The organism is Paenibacillus peoriae (genome assembly GCF_022531965.1).
Lineage (GTDB): Bacteria > Bacillota > Bacilli > Paenibacillales > Paenibacillaceae > Paenibacillus > Paenibacillus polymyxa_D.
Window position 1 is genome coordinate 381,067 of the sequence record NZ_CP092831.1, and the last position, 13,934, is coordinate 395,000.

Here is a 13,934-nt window from a genome sequence, read left to right on the forward strand (position 1 = left end):
TACTAGATTATTTTTGAAAACAATCGAAGAGGAATGGGAGAATGCGAGATTTAATGATATAATCTGCATTGGAATTGTTGAGGTTTCACAATCATGTAAAATGCCTAAGGCAAAGGAGTCGATTATGTTGGCAAAAACATTGATTTTCGGGCATAAAAATCCGGATACGGATACCATTTGCTCAGCTATTGCTTATGCAGACTTAAAAACCAAACTGGGCGCGGACGTAGAGCCGGTTCGTCTGGGCGAGGTGAACGGGGAAACGCAGTATGCACTGGATTATTTCAAAGTGAGCGCGCCACGTCTGGTTGAGCAGGTTGCTGCTGAAACGGACAACGTCATTCTGGTCGATCATAATGAACGCCAGCAAAGCGCCGCTGATATTGACAAGGTACGTGTAACTGAAGTCATCGACCATCACCGGATCGCTAACTTTGAAACAAGCCAGCCGTTATACTTCCGCGCTGAGCCAGTGGGTTGCACAGCCACCATTTTGAACAAGCTCTACAAGGAAAATGGTGTAGCAATTCCGAAAGATATCGCAGGTCTAATGTTGTCCGCGATTATTTCCGATTCTCTGTTGTTTAAATCCCCAACCTGCACGGATCAAGACGTAGCTGCTGCTCGTGAACTGGCTGAAATTGCTGGTGTGGATGCAGATCGTTACGGATTTGACTTGCTTAAAGCGGGAGCTGACTTGAGTGGTCATACCATTGAACAGTTAGTAAGTCTGGATGCCAAAGAATTTCAGATGAATGGTCGCAAAGTGGAAATTGCTCAAGTGAACGCAGTAGACGTAAACGATGTGTTGTCCCGTCAAGCTGATCTGGAAGCTGCATTGGCCCAAACCATTGAAGCTAAAAATCTTGATCTGTTCTTGTTCGTCGTAACAGACATTGTGAACAGTGATTCCATTGGTATTGCGCTGGGAAGCCAAGCCCAGGCAGTTGAAAAAGCCTATAATGTTCAGTTGGACGACAATAAGGCTGTTCTGAAAGGCGTCGTATCGCGCAAATCGCAAATTGTACCTGTATTGACTGACGCTTTTAACAGTTTGTAATGATAAATAATAAGCCTCCTGAACCCGACTGCATAATGGCAGTGGCAGCAGGAGGCTTATTTTTATTTCTTCAGTTCTGCCAGACGTCTCCGATGCGGAACTCAAATGCCAATTTCAACTTCAGCGCTGCCCATCATGAAACCGCTACCATGAAAAATGAAGAATACAGGGAGTGGATGATCCTTTCTTTCCGATGTACTTTGGGAGAATACGAAGGTTTGAAATCGGACGCAGCACCCATTCTGCCAGCAGATATGCGGGCAAGTTTGACGAACAGTTTTTGCCTCAGTCTTCGCACCATTTTTCTCTCTTCTCTCTGGAGTCGGTTAGACGCGAACCTTTGACATCTTCAAACGCAGAACGTACGCGTGACAAATAGGTTTGGAACTGACAGATTTCCGACTCACTAAAGTCTGACATCAGACGTGAAGCCAGCCCTACGAAAAAGGGATCCATCTGTTGAATTTTACTTTTTCCTTTATCGTTCAGGGACACGAACACTCCCCGCTTGTCATTGGGATCGTCATATTTATTAATGAATCCCTCTTGTTCGAGAGAAATAACCATGGAACTGATTGCTGCCCGGCTTACACCCATCTTTTCAGCCAAAGCAGAAGGAGAAGACATTTCATCTCTTTGTGCTGAAAGTACACAAAGCGCGATATATTGCCCGTAGGAGAGACCAAATTCACGTGAACGCTTCTCCATGTTTTTACGTATTTCATAAGTTATGGAAAATAAATCTACCAAAACACCAATTGGTTTATTGCCACCTGGAAAGAGATTATAGGCCAGTTGACGAATTTCGGAGTCCAAAAAAAAGAACATGCGATCCACCTCGATGTAGTTAATTAGTTAACTGTAATTTAATTAACCACTGGTTGCAATGATTTATACAAACTTTGTTCCGCATTTTTTGAAAATATATCTGTAAAACGTCACATCCAGGGGCCGATACACTGATCGAGGTCCTGATTCACAAAGGCTTGTATGGAGGGCTGACGCAGGGTACGTCCTTCTTGCCACCGCCACTCACTATATTGAACCTTGGCGGTATACATGGGTTGCACCCAAAACGCATCTTGATGCCGATCCGGTTTATTGCTAAAGGGTCGTTCCGATATGGTATGTGGTAGCAGGCGCTCGGTAAGCTGACGCCAATCTTCCCGAGTCAGCTTGCCCGTACCCACATGCCCGATATAGCGCAGCATTCCTTGTTTATCATATTGGCCCAGCAACACAGCGTTGATAATGCCTCCGTTCAGGGTATAGCCACCGATAACGGCAATGATATCGCCATAATTTTTGACCTTGAGCCATCGTCCGTCCTTTCCGCCCAATGTGTACGGACTATCCAGCTTTTTACACACAATACCTTCCATTCCTTGGCTGCACATAACCTGAAATAGAGCTTGTCCATCAGGATGAGCGGGAGCCAGTTGAATCCGTTCATTCGGTATGATGATCTGATGCAGCAGTTCAAGCCTTTCCTGTAACGGTTTAAGATGAACCCACTCCCCGTTCAGATAAATAATATCAAACAACATGTAAGTAGCAGGCACAGCTTCATAGGCTGACTGAATTCGATCCGTCCGACGAATCAGATCCCGTCGCATAATTTCATGGAACGATGGTTTACCGTCGGCACCGAGTGCGATCATTTCCCCGTCCAATATGACCGAATCAGCCTTGCAGTAGGAGGGGAAGAGAGCAAGCTCCGGGTATAAAAGCGTTCGTTCGTGCTGTTTGCGGTTGAACAGGCGTGTGCTGCCCTGGTTGTGATACGTCAAAATTCTCGTACCGTCCCATTTTATTTCGTAACGCCAAAGGCCTGTTGCATCTACAGGTACTTTTTCGCTCAGTTCCGGTTCAAACGGGATGACGGGTTTTATTTCTGTACGCAACGCAGCACCTCCCTTGCCTTTATATGAATAAATATAGTGTCGACGATAGATCTTATTTTATGTATCAGGATTTTGCAAAATTTGATTCCAGTCGCTCCGAAGTGCAAGATATAGACGAACTAAACCATTTCGATCTATATCTTGTTCATTGGAAGTCGCTTATGGGATTTTTGCAAAATCCTCGTATGTGATGTTTCTCTGATCCCTAAATAGGGGAATGATAAGAATATCTAGCGTCGGCATGAAGTGATTGCATTAATTCGTTAGCATGAGTTTTACGGGATTTTCTTCAGTCAGAAAGGGGATTGGTCTCATGAGACAAATTCGCGAGGAGGACCATGCAGTAGTCATGGTGGATGATGGACAGGTAGTTGCAGAAGTAGGTTATAAATCCGTAGATGACCACTCATTGGTCATTGACCATACATTTGTATCCGAGCAGTTACGGGGTCAAAAAATTGGCAAGGAGCTCATCGACAGAGTGGTTGAGATGGCAAGAAATCAGCATAAAAAGGTTATCCCTGCTTGCTCGTACGCACTTGCTCTGTTCAAGCGCCATAAAGAATACAGTGACGTGTGGCAGCAATGAATATGGATCATCAAGGCTGCTTAACTGCATAACCGACACAACACCGGAGCGGGTAATCAGACTCTTCCGGTGTTTTTTTGTGTGCATAAAGCTTTTAAAAAGAATGCATTCTACCGTTGATATAGGGAAACAAAGGGCTATCCTCAAATGTTGAAGCACATTTCTTGCCGGATGGCTGTGAAATTGTTCATACTGTTGTCACTTCACAGGCTAACTATGAGTTCTATATAATATATTATGGTTATGACCGCAAAAATAATGAAAACCTGAATTTAAACGAAGGAGACGCTCATGATGAATAAAGCGAGTGAGGACAAGCAGTACGTTCCAACGAGCAATCGTAATTTTACAACCTTGATTATCACCGTTTCCATTATAGCCAACGTGATTATTTTGCTGCTATTCTTTTCGCCGATCGGATACCAGGGGAGTGTCAGTTTTGATCTCACTATTTTCCCAAGGTTGAATGCGATTTTTAACAGCTTCACGTTTATTTTCCTGGTGGCTGCATTGGTTGCTATTTTCAAGAAGAACATCAAGGTGCATAAAACCTTTATTCTGCTGGCCTTTGCCAGTACCGTTTTATTTTTATTTTCCTACCTGACCTTTCACTACATTTCGCCGGAAACTGCAAAATATGGCGGTGTGGGTATCCTTCGTCCGATTTACTTTACATTGTTGATTTCGCATAGCATACTGGCTGCGATTATTGTACCGCTGGCACTGTTCACGGTTGTATGGGGATGGACGATGCAGGTAGCAAAACATCGTAAGATTGCGCGCTGGACGATGCCAATTTGGCTATATGTGAGTTTGACCGGGGTATTGGTGTACGTTTTCATGGCCCCATACTATTAATAGATGTGAACCCTTTGATGGGTTGATTTAGGGAAATGGCGTCTCTGCTGAAGAGGCGTCTTTTTTGTATCCAATAAAAGAAAAATTATTCCTTCTAAATTTATTTTATTAAAAAAACGTTCCTTCTATAACGGTATTTCTGCTATAATTTGCCTTAATCAACTAAGAACAAGGGGGTCACCATGTGACAAAGAAAGCGAAAGGCAGGTTACGGTTGCTTGTATCTATGCTGGCGCTGGTTGTACTGCTGAGCAGCTGCGGTGGTGGAGGATCAAAGTCGGAAAAGGTTGACGGAGGGAAAGTAACACTGCAATTTTGGACCATTGCACTACAACCTACATTTACCCCGTATTTCAATCGGGTGATTGCCGATTATGAGCAGAAGAACCCCAATGTCAAAATTGACTGGAAGGATTACCCTTATGACGCAGTAACCAACAAGCTGTTGACAAGTATCGCTAGCAACAGCAGTCCGGATGTAGTTAATCTCAATACAGAATTTGCTAGCCAAATGGGCTCCAAGGGTGCGGTTGTTGATATGAACGAGCATTTGTCGCCCGAGGAAAAGGCTGCTTATTTCGAGGGTATTTATAATTCCACAGTCATTAACGGTAAAGCTTATGCGCTACCCTGGTATACCGGTACAGAAGTGCTTTACATGAATACAAAGCTGGTCAAAGCCGCCGGATTGGACCCTGCTCATCCGCCCAAAACCCGGGAGGAATTGTCTGAATGGGGCCGTCAGATCAATAGAAAAATTGGCAAGGCAGGCTATGCTCAGCAGCTTGTATCCAAGCTTTTCGCTGTGGACGGCATTCCTATTCTAAATAAAGAAAAGACAGCGGCGGCGTTCAATACACCAGAAGCAGTCACCATGATTGATAATCTAAAAAAACAGATGGAAGATGGCGTTGTACTCAAGGAAGACGCTGACTTCTCACAACAAGTGAAATATTATGCCGGCGAGCAGGTTGCTTTCGAGCTGGCAGGCCCCACGTTCATCAATTTTATCAAAACGGCAGCGCCAGACGTTTATAAGAACACAATTGCTGTCCCTGTCCCAACTGGCAAAGCCGATGTGCGGCTCTCCAACTCTATGGACTTGGTCGTACCTGCTAAGTCTGTACATGTGGACGAAGCAGTGAAATTTGCTGTTTTCTTGACAAACGCAGAGAGTCAAACTGCTTTTTCTAAAGCGGCGAATACACTACCTTCCACGAAAGACTCCATTAAGGATCCATATTTTACTCAGTCTGACAAATCATTAGAAGCACAAGCCAAGGTAGTATCCGCGCAAAGTTTGGATAAGGCGACAGATTATATGGTTGGTGTGCCCAATGCCAAAGATGTGAATAGTGCCATCGCGCGAGCCTTGCAAAATATTTTATTGAACGGAAGAGATACGAAGGAGACGCTAACTGCTCTGGAGCAGGAAGTAAACGATATTTTAAAGCAATAGGTTTGACAGGGGGGAGTGAATACTCCCCTGTTCATTTATCGAAATCAGGTGGTGATGCAGCATGATCAAATGGTTGAGGTCGGAGTCTTTTACGGCCTGGGCTTTTATGACGCCGGGACTGTTATTGCTTGCCGTCTTTGTATTTTGGCCTATTATTTACAGCATTCCGCTGGCATTGACAGACTACTCTGTCATATCAGATACCCATTTTGTCGGTTTGAATAATTTTGAAGCGGCGTTTAAGGACCGTAACTTTCTTATTTCGATTTGGAACTCATTGTTGTACGTGCTCATTGTCCCCTTTCTCCAAATTTTCTCCATCCTGATGGCCGTGCTTGTGAACAGCCGTATTCCGGGAATCAAAATATTCCGCACGACCTACTACATCCCTGTTGTGACTTCAATGGTAGCTGTAGCCTTAATTTGGAGCTGGCTGTTGGGCAATAACAGCGTAGTGAACTACTTGCTCATACAGATCGGCCTGATTAGCAAAGACATACACTGGTTATCGGACAGCAACTTGGCCTTGTATGTACTGATGTTCATCACAATGTGGAAGGGACTCGGGTATTATATGATGCTCTATCTGGCTGGATTACAAAACATTCCTCAAGATCTGTACGAAGCCGCTAGAGTCGACGGTGCAAGCCGATGGCGTCTGATTGTTCATATTACTCTTCCACTGCTAAGACCTTACGTTCTGTTCTGTACCCTTATATCACTCATGTCAGCTATCCGCGTATTTGATGAAGTATATGTACTAACCAAGGGTGGACCGGGAACGGCCACGTTGACATCGAGCTTGTATATTTTTCAAAAGGGGATGGAGCAGTTTAATTTTGGGTATGCTTCAGCGCTTGGCTTAATTGTCGGTGCAATGATTGCCGTACTTAGTATTATCGTATTCCGATTCAATAGGAAAGGTGGTGTCAATCCCTATTGATGAATCTAAAGGATGACAAATTGCTATGCTCATCTCTTCCTAAAAAGGAAAGTAGCCGCAGCATGCGCAGTCTCGCCCGAATGCTGAGAATGACGGTCATCTACATGCTTCTAGTGCTACTCGCCCTCTTTTTAATGGGACCGTTCCTCTGGCTGCTCAGCGTATCCCTCATGCCAGGCCGTAACATTTTTTCAACGCCGCCCGCTATTTTTCCGACCTTTATTAATTTCGACAACTATGTTCAGGTGTGGCAGTTCATGAATTTCCCGAAATATATGCTGAATACGGTCATCATTACGGTGTTGGGCGTTGTGCTCAATGTGGTACTCGCCAGTCTGACAGGATATCCCTTGGCTGTGTTTCGTTTTAAGGGTAAAAATCTGGTGTTTACGCTGCTGATTGCCACGATGATTATTCCTTCCTACACCGCATTTATTGTGCATTATCTGACCATTCAAGGGCTTCATCTGGGCAATACATATTTGGGTGTAGTGTTGCCTGGGGCAGTCTCCGTGTTCAACATTTTTCTGATGCGACAGACGTTTATTCATATTCCCACCGATGTACGTGATTCCGGTAAAATGGACGGCGCTTCGGAGTTTCGAATTTGGTGGCAGCTGGTGCTTCCGCTGGTCAAGCCAGCGCTTGCTGTAATTTCTCTGTTGGAGGCGATGTCGTTCTGGAACAGCTTTCTGTGGCCTATCGTTATTTTGAACGATACGGAGCTATATCCGCTAGCAGCTGCGCTCACGTATCTCAACGGTCAATTTGCCTATAACTTCGGCTGGATTGCTGCCGGCACAATGATTTCGGTACTGCCGATCATTATATTGTTCCTGTTTACACAGCGCTACTATATGGAAGGTTTGGCGGGAGCGGTAAAAGGATAGCCAGTAGTCACGGCTACGAAGAGCCTGTGAATGGAAGGAGACGATTGCGATGGAACTGTCCGAAGGAACGGGGCCTTATTCGAGTGTAGGGCTAGCACCGCAGGAGATTCAATATTATTTTCGTGATGTGTATGACAGCGGGGAAAGGCTGGTTATCTCCGAACCGCGACTGATCTGTGAACTGTCCTCTCGCTTTGCAATGAATCAGGAGTATGAAGGTGTGCTGGACCCTGAGGGACCGATCAAGCTTATTGTACCTCCAGGACCGGGTGTACCGACTGAAACACGGGGAAGCGTACAGTTGGTGCTCGAATATGACGGAACGCTTGCTGCAGACGGATATCGGTTGGACATTCAGAAGGACGGGCGAATTGAAGTCCATGCTTCCAATAAAAGAGGGCTCAAATACGGCATGGATGCCCTGCATCTCCTGCTTCAAGTGGAACAGGAGCGATGTACTTTGCCGGTGATGTCTATTCGGGATGAGCCTTCCTTCCCGGTCAGAGGAATTATTGAGGGCTTTTACGGGAAACCGTGGAGTTTCGCGGATCGGCTGGATGCCGTTCGGTTTATGGCTACGCATCGGATGAACACATTCATGTATGCCCCCAAGGATGATCCATATCATCGTGAGCTATGGAGAGAGCCGTACCCTGAGGATACGTTTGCCCAGATTTGCGAATTGAAGGAAGCCTGCGAACGGCATGAGGTTGATTTTCATTATTGTATCAGCCCAGGGAACGACCTGAGCTTTGGCAGTGATGAAGATTTCCTCAAATTGACGGAAAAGCTGGCGGCCGTGATTGCGATTGGCGTACGTCATTTTTCTGTATTAATGGATGACATTGACTATGTACTCAAAGGGGAAAATCGACACTTGCTGGGCCGCTCGGGTCACGCTCATGTCTTTTTGACGAACAAGGTTCATACATGGCTGGCTGAGCGGCTGCCTGAATTTACCCTGACGGTCTGTCCTTCGGAATATTGGTCGTATTGGGATACCGAATACAAAAAGGATTTCCGTGAGCGGCTGCATCCGGAGATTAAGGTGTTCTGGACGGGGTACTTTGTTTTTGCTCCACAGATTAGTCGCGAGCACGCCGCTGATAATCATGCATTCTTCGGGCATGAGCTGTGGCTGTGGGATAACATCCCGGTGAATGATTGTGACCATGATCGGTTATTCCTTGATCCGCTGCGCGGACGATATTCCGGGCTACCAGACTGTGGACATACCGGTATGGTGGCCAACCCGATGAATCAGTGGGAATGCTCCAAAGTGACGCTCATTACGATGTCCCACTATATGTGGAACAGTGAACGGTATATGCCTGAGCGATCTTGGAAATGGGCTGCGCGGCAGTTAGCAGGAGAGCGTGCGGATGAACTGATGTTTTTCTGTCGTCAAAACAGGAACAGCCGACTAGGCTGCAACACGTACGAGGACGTGGACCTTGCTTTGCAAATGCTCGATATCCCTGCACTGGATATGTACTTTGAGCGGCTGCTTCAGGCCGTGAACGTCCTACGGAGCGTGCCTGCCGGTGATCCAGCGGCAGGATTCGTGTCCCAGGCCGCACCGTGGCTGGAACGTGCCGAGCTGGATGCGGGCCTGTGGCAGGTGTTGCGTCAAGCTGCGCTCAGCAGCGAGCGACAGGACGATGCACAGTCGAGCGGCACGCCGAGGGAAGCTGTTGACGAGCAAGAGCCGTCACCTCTGACAGACGAAATCGTAGGAGAACTGCGAAGCGGTATCACTGCTTGCTTAGAAGCGGAGGCTCGGCTGGGTAGCAATCCGGCGATCCGTGCTGCTGCGCAGTGGGGTTATGTCGATCAGGACGAACAAGGAAAATATCGGCTGATTTTGTGAGTATTTGCGCTGGATTAAGCAACCAAGGCAGCATAGCTGCCCTGAAAATAATCATTTGCCGTTAGGATAACGGTAATTTTCAGGAGAGGTGGAACGTATGGTGAAGCCCAAAACCCGATTACTTTTTATACCGCTGGATGAGCGGCCCTGTAATTATCAATTTCCTTATTTACTGGCACAGGGCACAGACTTTGAGATGGAGCGGCCCCCATTAGAATGGATGGGACAAAAGAAAACCCATGGCGATACGATCAGACTATGGGCATGGCTCGAAGAACGCGCAGCGGCGGCTGATGGAGCCATTGTTGCGATGGATACGTTGCTGTACGGAGGAATCGTACCTTCTCGACTACACAGTATGTCGAGCGAGCAGGTCAAAGATAGAGTGAATCGGCTTCGCAGGCTAAAACAGCTATATCCGCAACTGACCCTGTATGCATTTCAACTGATTATGCGCTGTCCGCAATATTCTTTGGCTGATGAAGAACCGGATTACTATGCCGATTGGGGTCGTGAGATATTCAGAAAGGGCTTCATTGAGCATCGTCAGGAGCTGGGGATTGCTACCGCAGAAGAGTTACTCGAATTAGCTGATATCAACGAGCGTCTGCCAATGGAAATATTGGATGATTACCTAGGGCGTCGCCATGTGAATTTGGAGGCCAATGAAGTTGCGCTGGATCTCGTAGCAGAAGGTATCATTGATTTTATGATCATCCCACAGGATGATTCGGCTCCCTACGGCTATACCGCCAAGGATCAGCAGCGGCTAAGAAGTCGTATTTCTGAGCTTGGGCTGGATTTGAATGTATACATGTACCCGGGGGCAGATGAAGTGGGTTGTACGTTGCTGGCTCGTTGGGTTAACAAGATGAATAATGTAGTCCCACTGGTGTATCCCCGATTGTCTGCTTTGCAGGGGGCATTCGTAGTACCGCTTTTTGAAGATCGCTATTTTTACGAAACCTTAAAATATCAGATTATGGCGGCAGGTGGGCTGATCGCTTCCTCAGCAACGGAGGCTGATTTGATTTTGTTGGCTAACACACCTGGTGACACGATGGCAGAGGCTTCATCCCAGCAGCGTGCAATGACCGGATATGATGTGCATCGGAATGTAGTAGAGCTGGTTGAGTACGGTTCTTATATGCTGCAATATGCAGGTCAAAATGTTGCAGTTGCTGATGTGGGCTACGCCAACGGCGCAGATCTCAAGCTACTTAGACTATTGAAGCAAAAAGGACTGCTTTTTAAGCTGGCGGGTTATGCAGGCTGGAATACCAGTTCTAACACGCTGGGCACCGTCATTGCCCAGTCCATGCTGTATACCCACTATGGCTCTACGGAGGAACATTTGGATTTTCTGTCGCTGCGCTACGCCGAGGATGCCTGTTATTGCGCTGTGGTACGTACGGCTATGAATAACGGAATTGTGGAGCAGATGGGTTTTACCAAGTTTATGCTCGATGGACCGAGAGGCTCGGTAGCTGCGGTTATTCGCGGACGGCTGGAGCAGGCGCTCAATGAATATGTGAACGGGCCGGAAGGCCGCGTGGAAATTATAGATTGCTACATGCCGTGGAACCGCACCTTTGAAGTCGCATTAACCGTACGGCATCATGCTGAGAAGAGAGGGTGATTCCTATGGGAATGGAAGGTGTATTATCCAAAGTTCAGCACGGACTGATCGTGTCCTGTCAGGCGCTACCAGGCGAACCGTTACATGGAGCAGATTCTATGGTCAAAATGGCGCTTGCCGCACAGCAGGGTGGAGCTGTGGCGATACGCGCCAATGGCGCATCGGATGTACGTGCGATTAAACAGGCAATTTCTCTACCAGTGATTGGCTTGGTTAAGCGGGATTATGATGATTCTGATATTTACATTACGCCTACCCTTCGTGAAATGGAGGAACTGGTGGAGGCAGGCGCGGATATCATTGCGCTGGATGCCACATTACGACCGCGCCCAGCGGGATGCAAGCTGAAGAGGCTCATAGATTATGCCCATGAGCAGGGAGTCACTTCCATGGCAGATATATCGACACTGGAGGAGGCACTTCATGCGGCCTCCCTTGGCGCAGACTGCGTATCCACCACGTTATCCGGGTATACGCCGTACTCTGCTCAGATTGAGGGTCCTGATCTGGAGCTGGTTCGGAGAGCGTCGGAACTGGTTCCCGTTCCTTTAATTGCAGAGGGCAAAATCTATGATCCTGCGCAGGTTGAGGAAGCATTCCGAATGGGAGCACATGCAGTGGTTGTAGGCTCGGCGATTACCAGACCCCAATTGATTACGCAGCGGTTTGCCGATGCCGCAAGGAAGGCAGTGAAATGCATCTATGGAGATGAACGACCGAATTAAAACGTATTATCCTTCATTAACGAAATCGGAGCAGAAAGTTGCCTTGTGCGTACTGGAGCATCCCGCAGACATCATATATTTCTCTGTGACGGAGCTGGCGGATTTTGCAGGTACAGGCGAAACGACCGTCATGCGCTTTTGTCGGAAGATTGGTTTCAGAGGTTATCAGGATTTCCGACTGTCCCTAGCGCAAAACCAGACTTATCGTAAAACTGATATGGGCGAGGAGAACATCGACCCAGATGACGAACAAGATATTACGCGTACGGTGTATCACAACATGCTCGATATTTTGCACTCCAGTATGGGGCTGCTGGACCATTCAGAGCTTGGTCGTGCGATTGCGTGTCTCGATCAAGCGGGCTATGTTCAATTTTTCGGCGTAGGTGCTTCGGGGATTTCCGCGCAGGATGCTAAAAACCGTTTCTTACGCATCGGGCGTCGCGCCGAGGCTGTGGCAGACGGACATATTCAGTCGATGATGGCGGTGTCCATGAACCCGGGTGATGTGGCTATCGGCATTAGTGTATCAGGAAGTACGCTGGATACGAACGATATGCTGTATAAAGCCAAGCAAAACGGTGCAACTGTTATCGCAATTACAAATTATGCGAAATCACCCATTACCTCCATTGCAGATATCGTGTTGCTAACAGCGGGCAAAGAAGCGCCGATAGAAGGTGGTTCAATCGGTGCTAAAATCTCACAACTATTCGTGATTGACCTCATCTGCGAAGGGCTTGCTCGCAAGCACACGAGTCACACCAAACAGATGAAGGAAAAAACAGCGAGGGCCGTTATTGAACGAAGCTATTGAGATTTTTCAGTTGTGAATTGAAAACTGTGCGTTTCGACAGGTTCAATGACTTGTGTTTGTGGTGCTTATGAATGGCTATTTCATGTATTGCTATTAATAGAGGGTTTGTACAAAGAGCTAGTAAGCTTTTATGTAGGTAACAAGGAGGTTGGTGTGGTGGCAGCTGCTGTGAACAGAGTCATTGGAATCGACATTGGGGGCACATCGGTGAAGGCCGCCATAGTGGCACGGGACGGATCGGTGCTTGATGAAATCCGGCTGGATACGGACGCTTCCCGGGGACGTGAATGGGTATTGTCGCAGGTGTCAGAATCTGTGCTCGGACTGTTGCGTTCTTTTGGAGATACCAGCCTCGGTGCCCATATAGATGTAGGCGCTCTTGGCATTGCTACTGCTGGCAGAGTAAATGTGGAGAGCGGCGAAGTTGTGTATGCCACAGATAACCTACCTGGCTGGCAAGGTACATCCTTAGTAACATGGGCTAGGGAAAAACTGGCTTTACGAGCGGTTGCTGATAATGATGCGAACGCCGCTTTACTTGGAGAAGCGTGGCAGGGAGCGGGGAAGGGCAAGCGACGCTTGGTGATGCTCACGTTGGGAACAGGTGTCGGAGGTGCATATATGGAAAATGGCCTCTTGTGCAGAGGGGCTCATTGGAGCGGCGGTGATTGGGGGCACAGTATTCTATTCCCCGGAGGACACCCCTGTAATTGCGGAAGAAAAGGGTGCGCCGAGCAATATGTATCGGGGAGCGCCCTCTTACGTCGAGGTAGGGAACACGTCGGTAAATTGTACCGCTCGGGAAACGAGATTGTGAAAGAGGCCGTTCACGGTAACCAGGAGGCAATTCAGGTGCTGGATGATTACACCGCAGATTTAGCTGTACTTCTAGCTAACATCTCAGTGACTCTTGATCCTGAGAGGATCATTGTAGGCGGAGGAGTATCGGACACGGGAGAGGTCTGGTGGCCCATGCTGGAAAAGCATCTGCACCAATTTGGAGTTCAAACGGAAGTAAGTCGGGCATTGTTGGGCAATCGCGCTGGAATTATCGGTGCTGCACGGCTTGCCTTCGAAATGACCGAGTCCTAGTACAAGAATGAAAGGGGAACGAACCATGACGCAAAAACGGCTTGATACCGACATTGTTGTGATTGGCGGAGGCCTGGGGGGGACATCG

The 13,934-nt window shown here is 47.5% G+C and carries 14 protein-coding genes (1 of these 14 running past the window's edge); 12 read left to right on the forward strand and 2 right to left on the reverse strand.

Features of this window, described 5'->3' with window-relative positions:
• Positions 1-124: 124 nt before the first annotated feature.
• The gene (locus MLD56_RS01615) at positions 125-1,060 is read left to right on the forward strand and encodes a manganese-dependent inorganic pyrophosphatase (RefSeq protein WP_274386410.1); all 936 of its coding nucleotides are present in this window, start codon (positions 125-127) and stop codon (positions 1,058-1,060) included.
• Positions 1,061-1,345: 285 nt separating this feature from the next.
• Here MLD56_RS01615 and MLD56_RS01620 read toward each other — a convergent pair whose 3' ends face one another.
• A complete protein-coding gene (locus MLD56_RS01620) occupies positions 1,346-1,888 on the reverse strand; it encodes a MarR family winged helix-turn-helix transcriptional regulator (protein ID WP_029516824.1) in 543 nt (180 codons plus the stop codon).
• Between the two features lie 110 nt (positions 1,889-1,998).
• Positions 1,999-2,964: an ATP-dependent DNA ligase gene (locus MLD56_RS01625; RefSeq protein ID WP_029516823.1), complete on the reverse strand. Its 966-nt coding sequence runs from the start codon at positions 2,962-2,964 to the stop codon at positions 1,999-2,001.
• 313 nt (positions 2,965-3,277) lie between these two features.
• Here MLD56_RS01625 and MLD56_RS01630 point away from each other — a divergent pair, with 313 nt between their 5' ends.
• From MLD56_RS01630 to MLD56_RS01680, 11 genes are all read left to right on the forward strand, one after another.
• Positions 3,278-3,553 carry a GNAT family N-acetyltransferase gene (locus MLD56_RS01630; RefSeq protein ID WP_029516822.1) on the forward strand — a complete coding sequence of 92 codons (276 nt, stop codon included), beginning with the start codon at positions 3,278-3,280 and terminating at the stop codon, positions 3,551-3,553.
• A gap of 294 nt (positions 3,554-3,847) precedes the next feature.
• Positions 3,848-4,411: a DUF420 domain-containing protein gene (locus MLD56_RS01635; RefSeq protein WP_029516821.1), complete on the forward strand. Its 564-nt coding sequence runs from the start codon at positions 3,848-3,850 to the stop codon at positions 4,409-4,411.
• 184 nt (positions 4,412-4,595) lie between these two features.
• The gene (locus MLD56_RS01640; RefSeq protein ID WP_029516820.1) at positions 4,596-5,870 is read left to right on the forward strand and encodes an ABC transporter substrate-binding protein; all 1,275 of its coding nucleotides are present in this window, start codon (positions 4,596-4,598) and stop codon (positions 5,868-5,870) included.
• Positions 5,871-5,931: 61 nt separating this feature from the next.
• The gene (locus MLD56_RS01645; protein WP_029516819.1) at positions 5,932-6,813 is read left to right on the forward strand and encodes a carbohydrate ABC transporter permease; all 882 of its coding nucleotides are present in this window, start codon (positions 5,932-5,934) and stop codon (positions 6,811-6,813) included.
• Complete coding sequence (locus MLD56_RS01650; RefSeq protein ID WP_029516818.1) at positions 6,813-7,703, forward strand: carbohydrate ABC transporter permease; 891 nt, start codon at positions 6,813-6,815, stop codon at positions 7,701-7,703. The genes MLD56_RS01645 and MLD56_RS01650 overlap by 1 nt, the downstream gene beginning before the upstream one ends.
• Before the next feature lie 49 nt (positions 7,704-7,752).
• Positions 7,753-9,573, forward strand: coding sequence for a protein O-GlcNAcase (locus tag MLD56_RS01655; RefSeq protein ID WP_241113457.1), 1,821 nt, complete (start codon positions 7,753-7,755; stop codon positions 9,571-9,573).
• Positions 9,574-9,670: 97 nt separating this feature from the next.
• Positions 9,671-11,212 (forward strand): DUF4127 family protein, encoded by a 1,542-nt coding sequence (locus tag MLD56_RS01660; protein WP_241113458.1) that lies wholly within the window; start codon positions 9,671-9,673, stop codon positions 11,210-11,212.
• 5 nt (positions 11,213-11,217) lie between these two features.
• The gene (locus MLD56_RS01665; protein ID WP_029516815.1) at positions 11,218-11,937 is read left to right on the forward strand and encodes an N-acetylmannosamine-6-phosphate 2-epimerase; all 720 of its coding nucleotides are present in this window, start codon (positions 11,218-11,220) and stop codon (positions 11,935-11,937) included.
• Positions 11,915-12,754: a MurR/RpiR family transcriptional regulator gene (locus tag MLD56_RS01670; RefSeq protein ID WP_029516814.1), complete on the forward strand. Its 840-nt coding sequence runs from the start codon at positions 11,915-11,917 to the stop codon at positions 12,752-12,754. Before MLD56_RS01665 ends, MLD56_RS01670 begins: the two co-directional genes overlap by 23 nt.
• A gap of 156 nt (positions 12,755-12,910) precedes the next feature.
• Positions 12,911-13,846, forward strand: coding sequence for an ROK family protein (locus tag MLD56_RS01675; RefSeq protein WP_152526700.1), 936 nt, complete (start codon positions 12,911-12,913; stop codon positions 13,844-13,846).
• A gap of 25 nt (positions 13,847-13,871) precedes the next feature.
• A protein-coding gene (locus MLD56_RS01680; protein WP_029516812.1) for an FAD-dependent oxidoreductase crosses the window boundary here: on the forward strand, positions 13,872-13,934 show its 5' end (the start). Its footprint extends 1,548 nt past the window's final position; 63 of the gene's 1,611 nt are visible here — the first part of the coding sequence; it begins with the start codon at positions 13,872-13,874; its stop codon lies off the right edge, out of view.

Excerpts from the sequence above, each read along its gene's own strand:
- MLD56_RS01665 (WP_029516815.1), top strand. The coding sequence starts at position 11,218 with ATGGGAATGGAAGGTGTATTATCCAAAGTTCAGCACGGACTGATCGTG.
- MLD56_RS01630 (WP_029516822.1), top strand. The coding sequence starts at position 3,278 with ATGAGACAAATTCGCGAGGAGGACCATGCAGTAGTCATGGTGGATGAT.
- MLD56_RS01635 (WP_029516821.1), top strand. The coding sequence starts at position 3,848 with ATGAATAAAGCGAGTGAGGACAAGCAGTACGTTCCAACGAGCAATCGT.
- MLD56_RS01660 (WP_241113458.1), top strand. The coding sequence starts at position 9,671 with ATGGTGAAGCCCAAAACCCGATTACTTTTTATACCGCTGGATGAGCGG.
- MLD56_RS01620 (WP_029516824.1), bottom strand. The coding sequence starts at position 1,888 with ATGTTCTTTTTTTTGGACTCCGAAATTCGTCAACTGGCCTATAATCTC.
- MLD56_RS01645 (WP_029516819.1), top strand. The coding sequence starts at position 5,932 with ATGATCAAATGGTTGAGGTCGGAGTCTTTTACGGCCTGGGCTTTTATG.
- MLD56_RS01670 (WP_029516814.1), top strand. The coding sequence starts at position 11,915 with ATGGAGATGAACGACCGAATTAAAACGTATTATCCTTCATTAACGAAA.
- MLD56_RS01615 (WP_274386410.1), top strand. The coding sequence starts at position 125 with ATGTTGGCAAAAACATTGATTTTCGGGCATAAAAATCCGGATACGGAT.
- MLD56_RS01655 (WP_241113457.1), top strand. The coding sequence starts at position 7,753 with ATGGAACTGTCCGAAGGAACGGGGCCTTATTCGAGTGTAGGGCTAGCA.
- MLD56_RS01650 (WP_029516818.1), top strand. The coding sequence starts at position 6,813 with ATGAATCTAAAGGATGACAAATTGCTATGCTCATCTCTTCCTAAAAAG.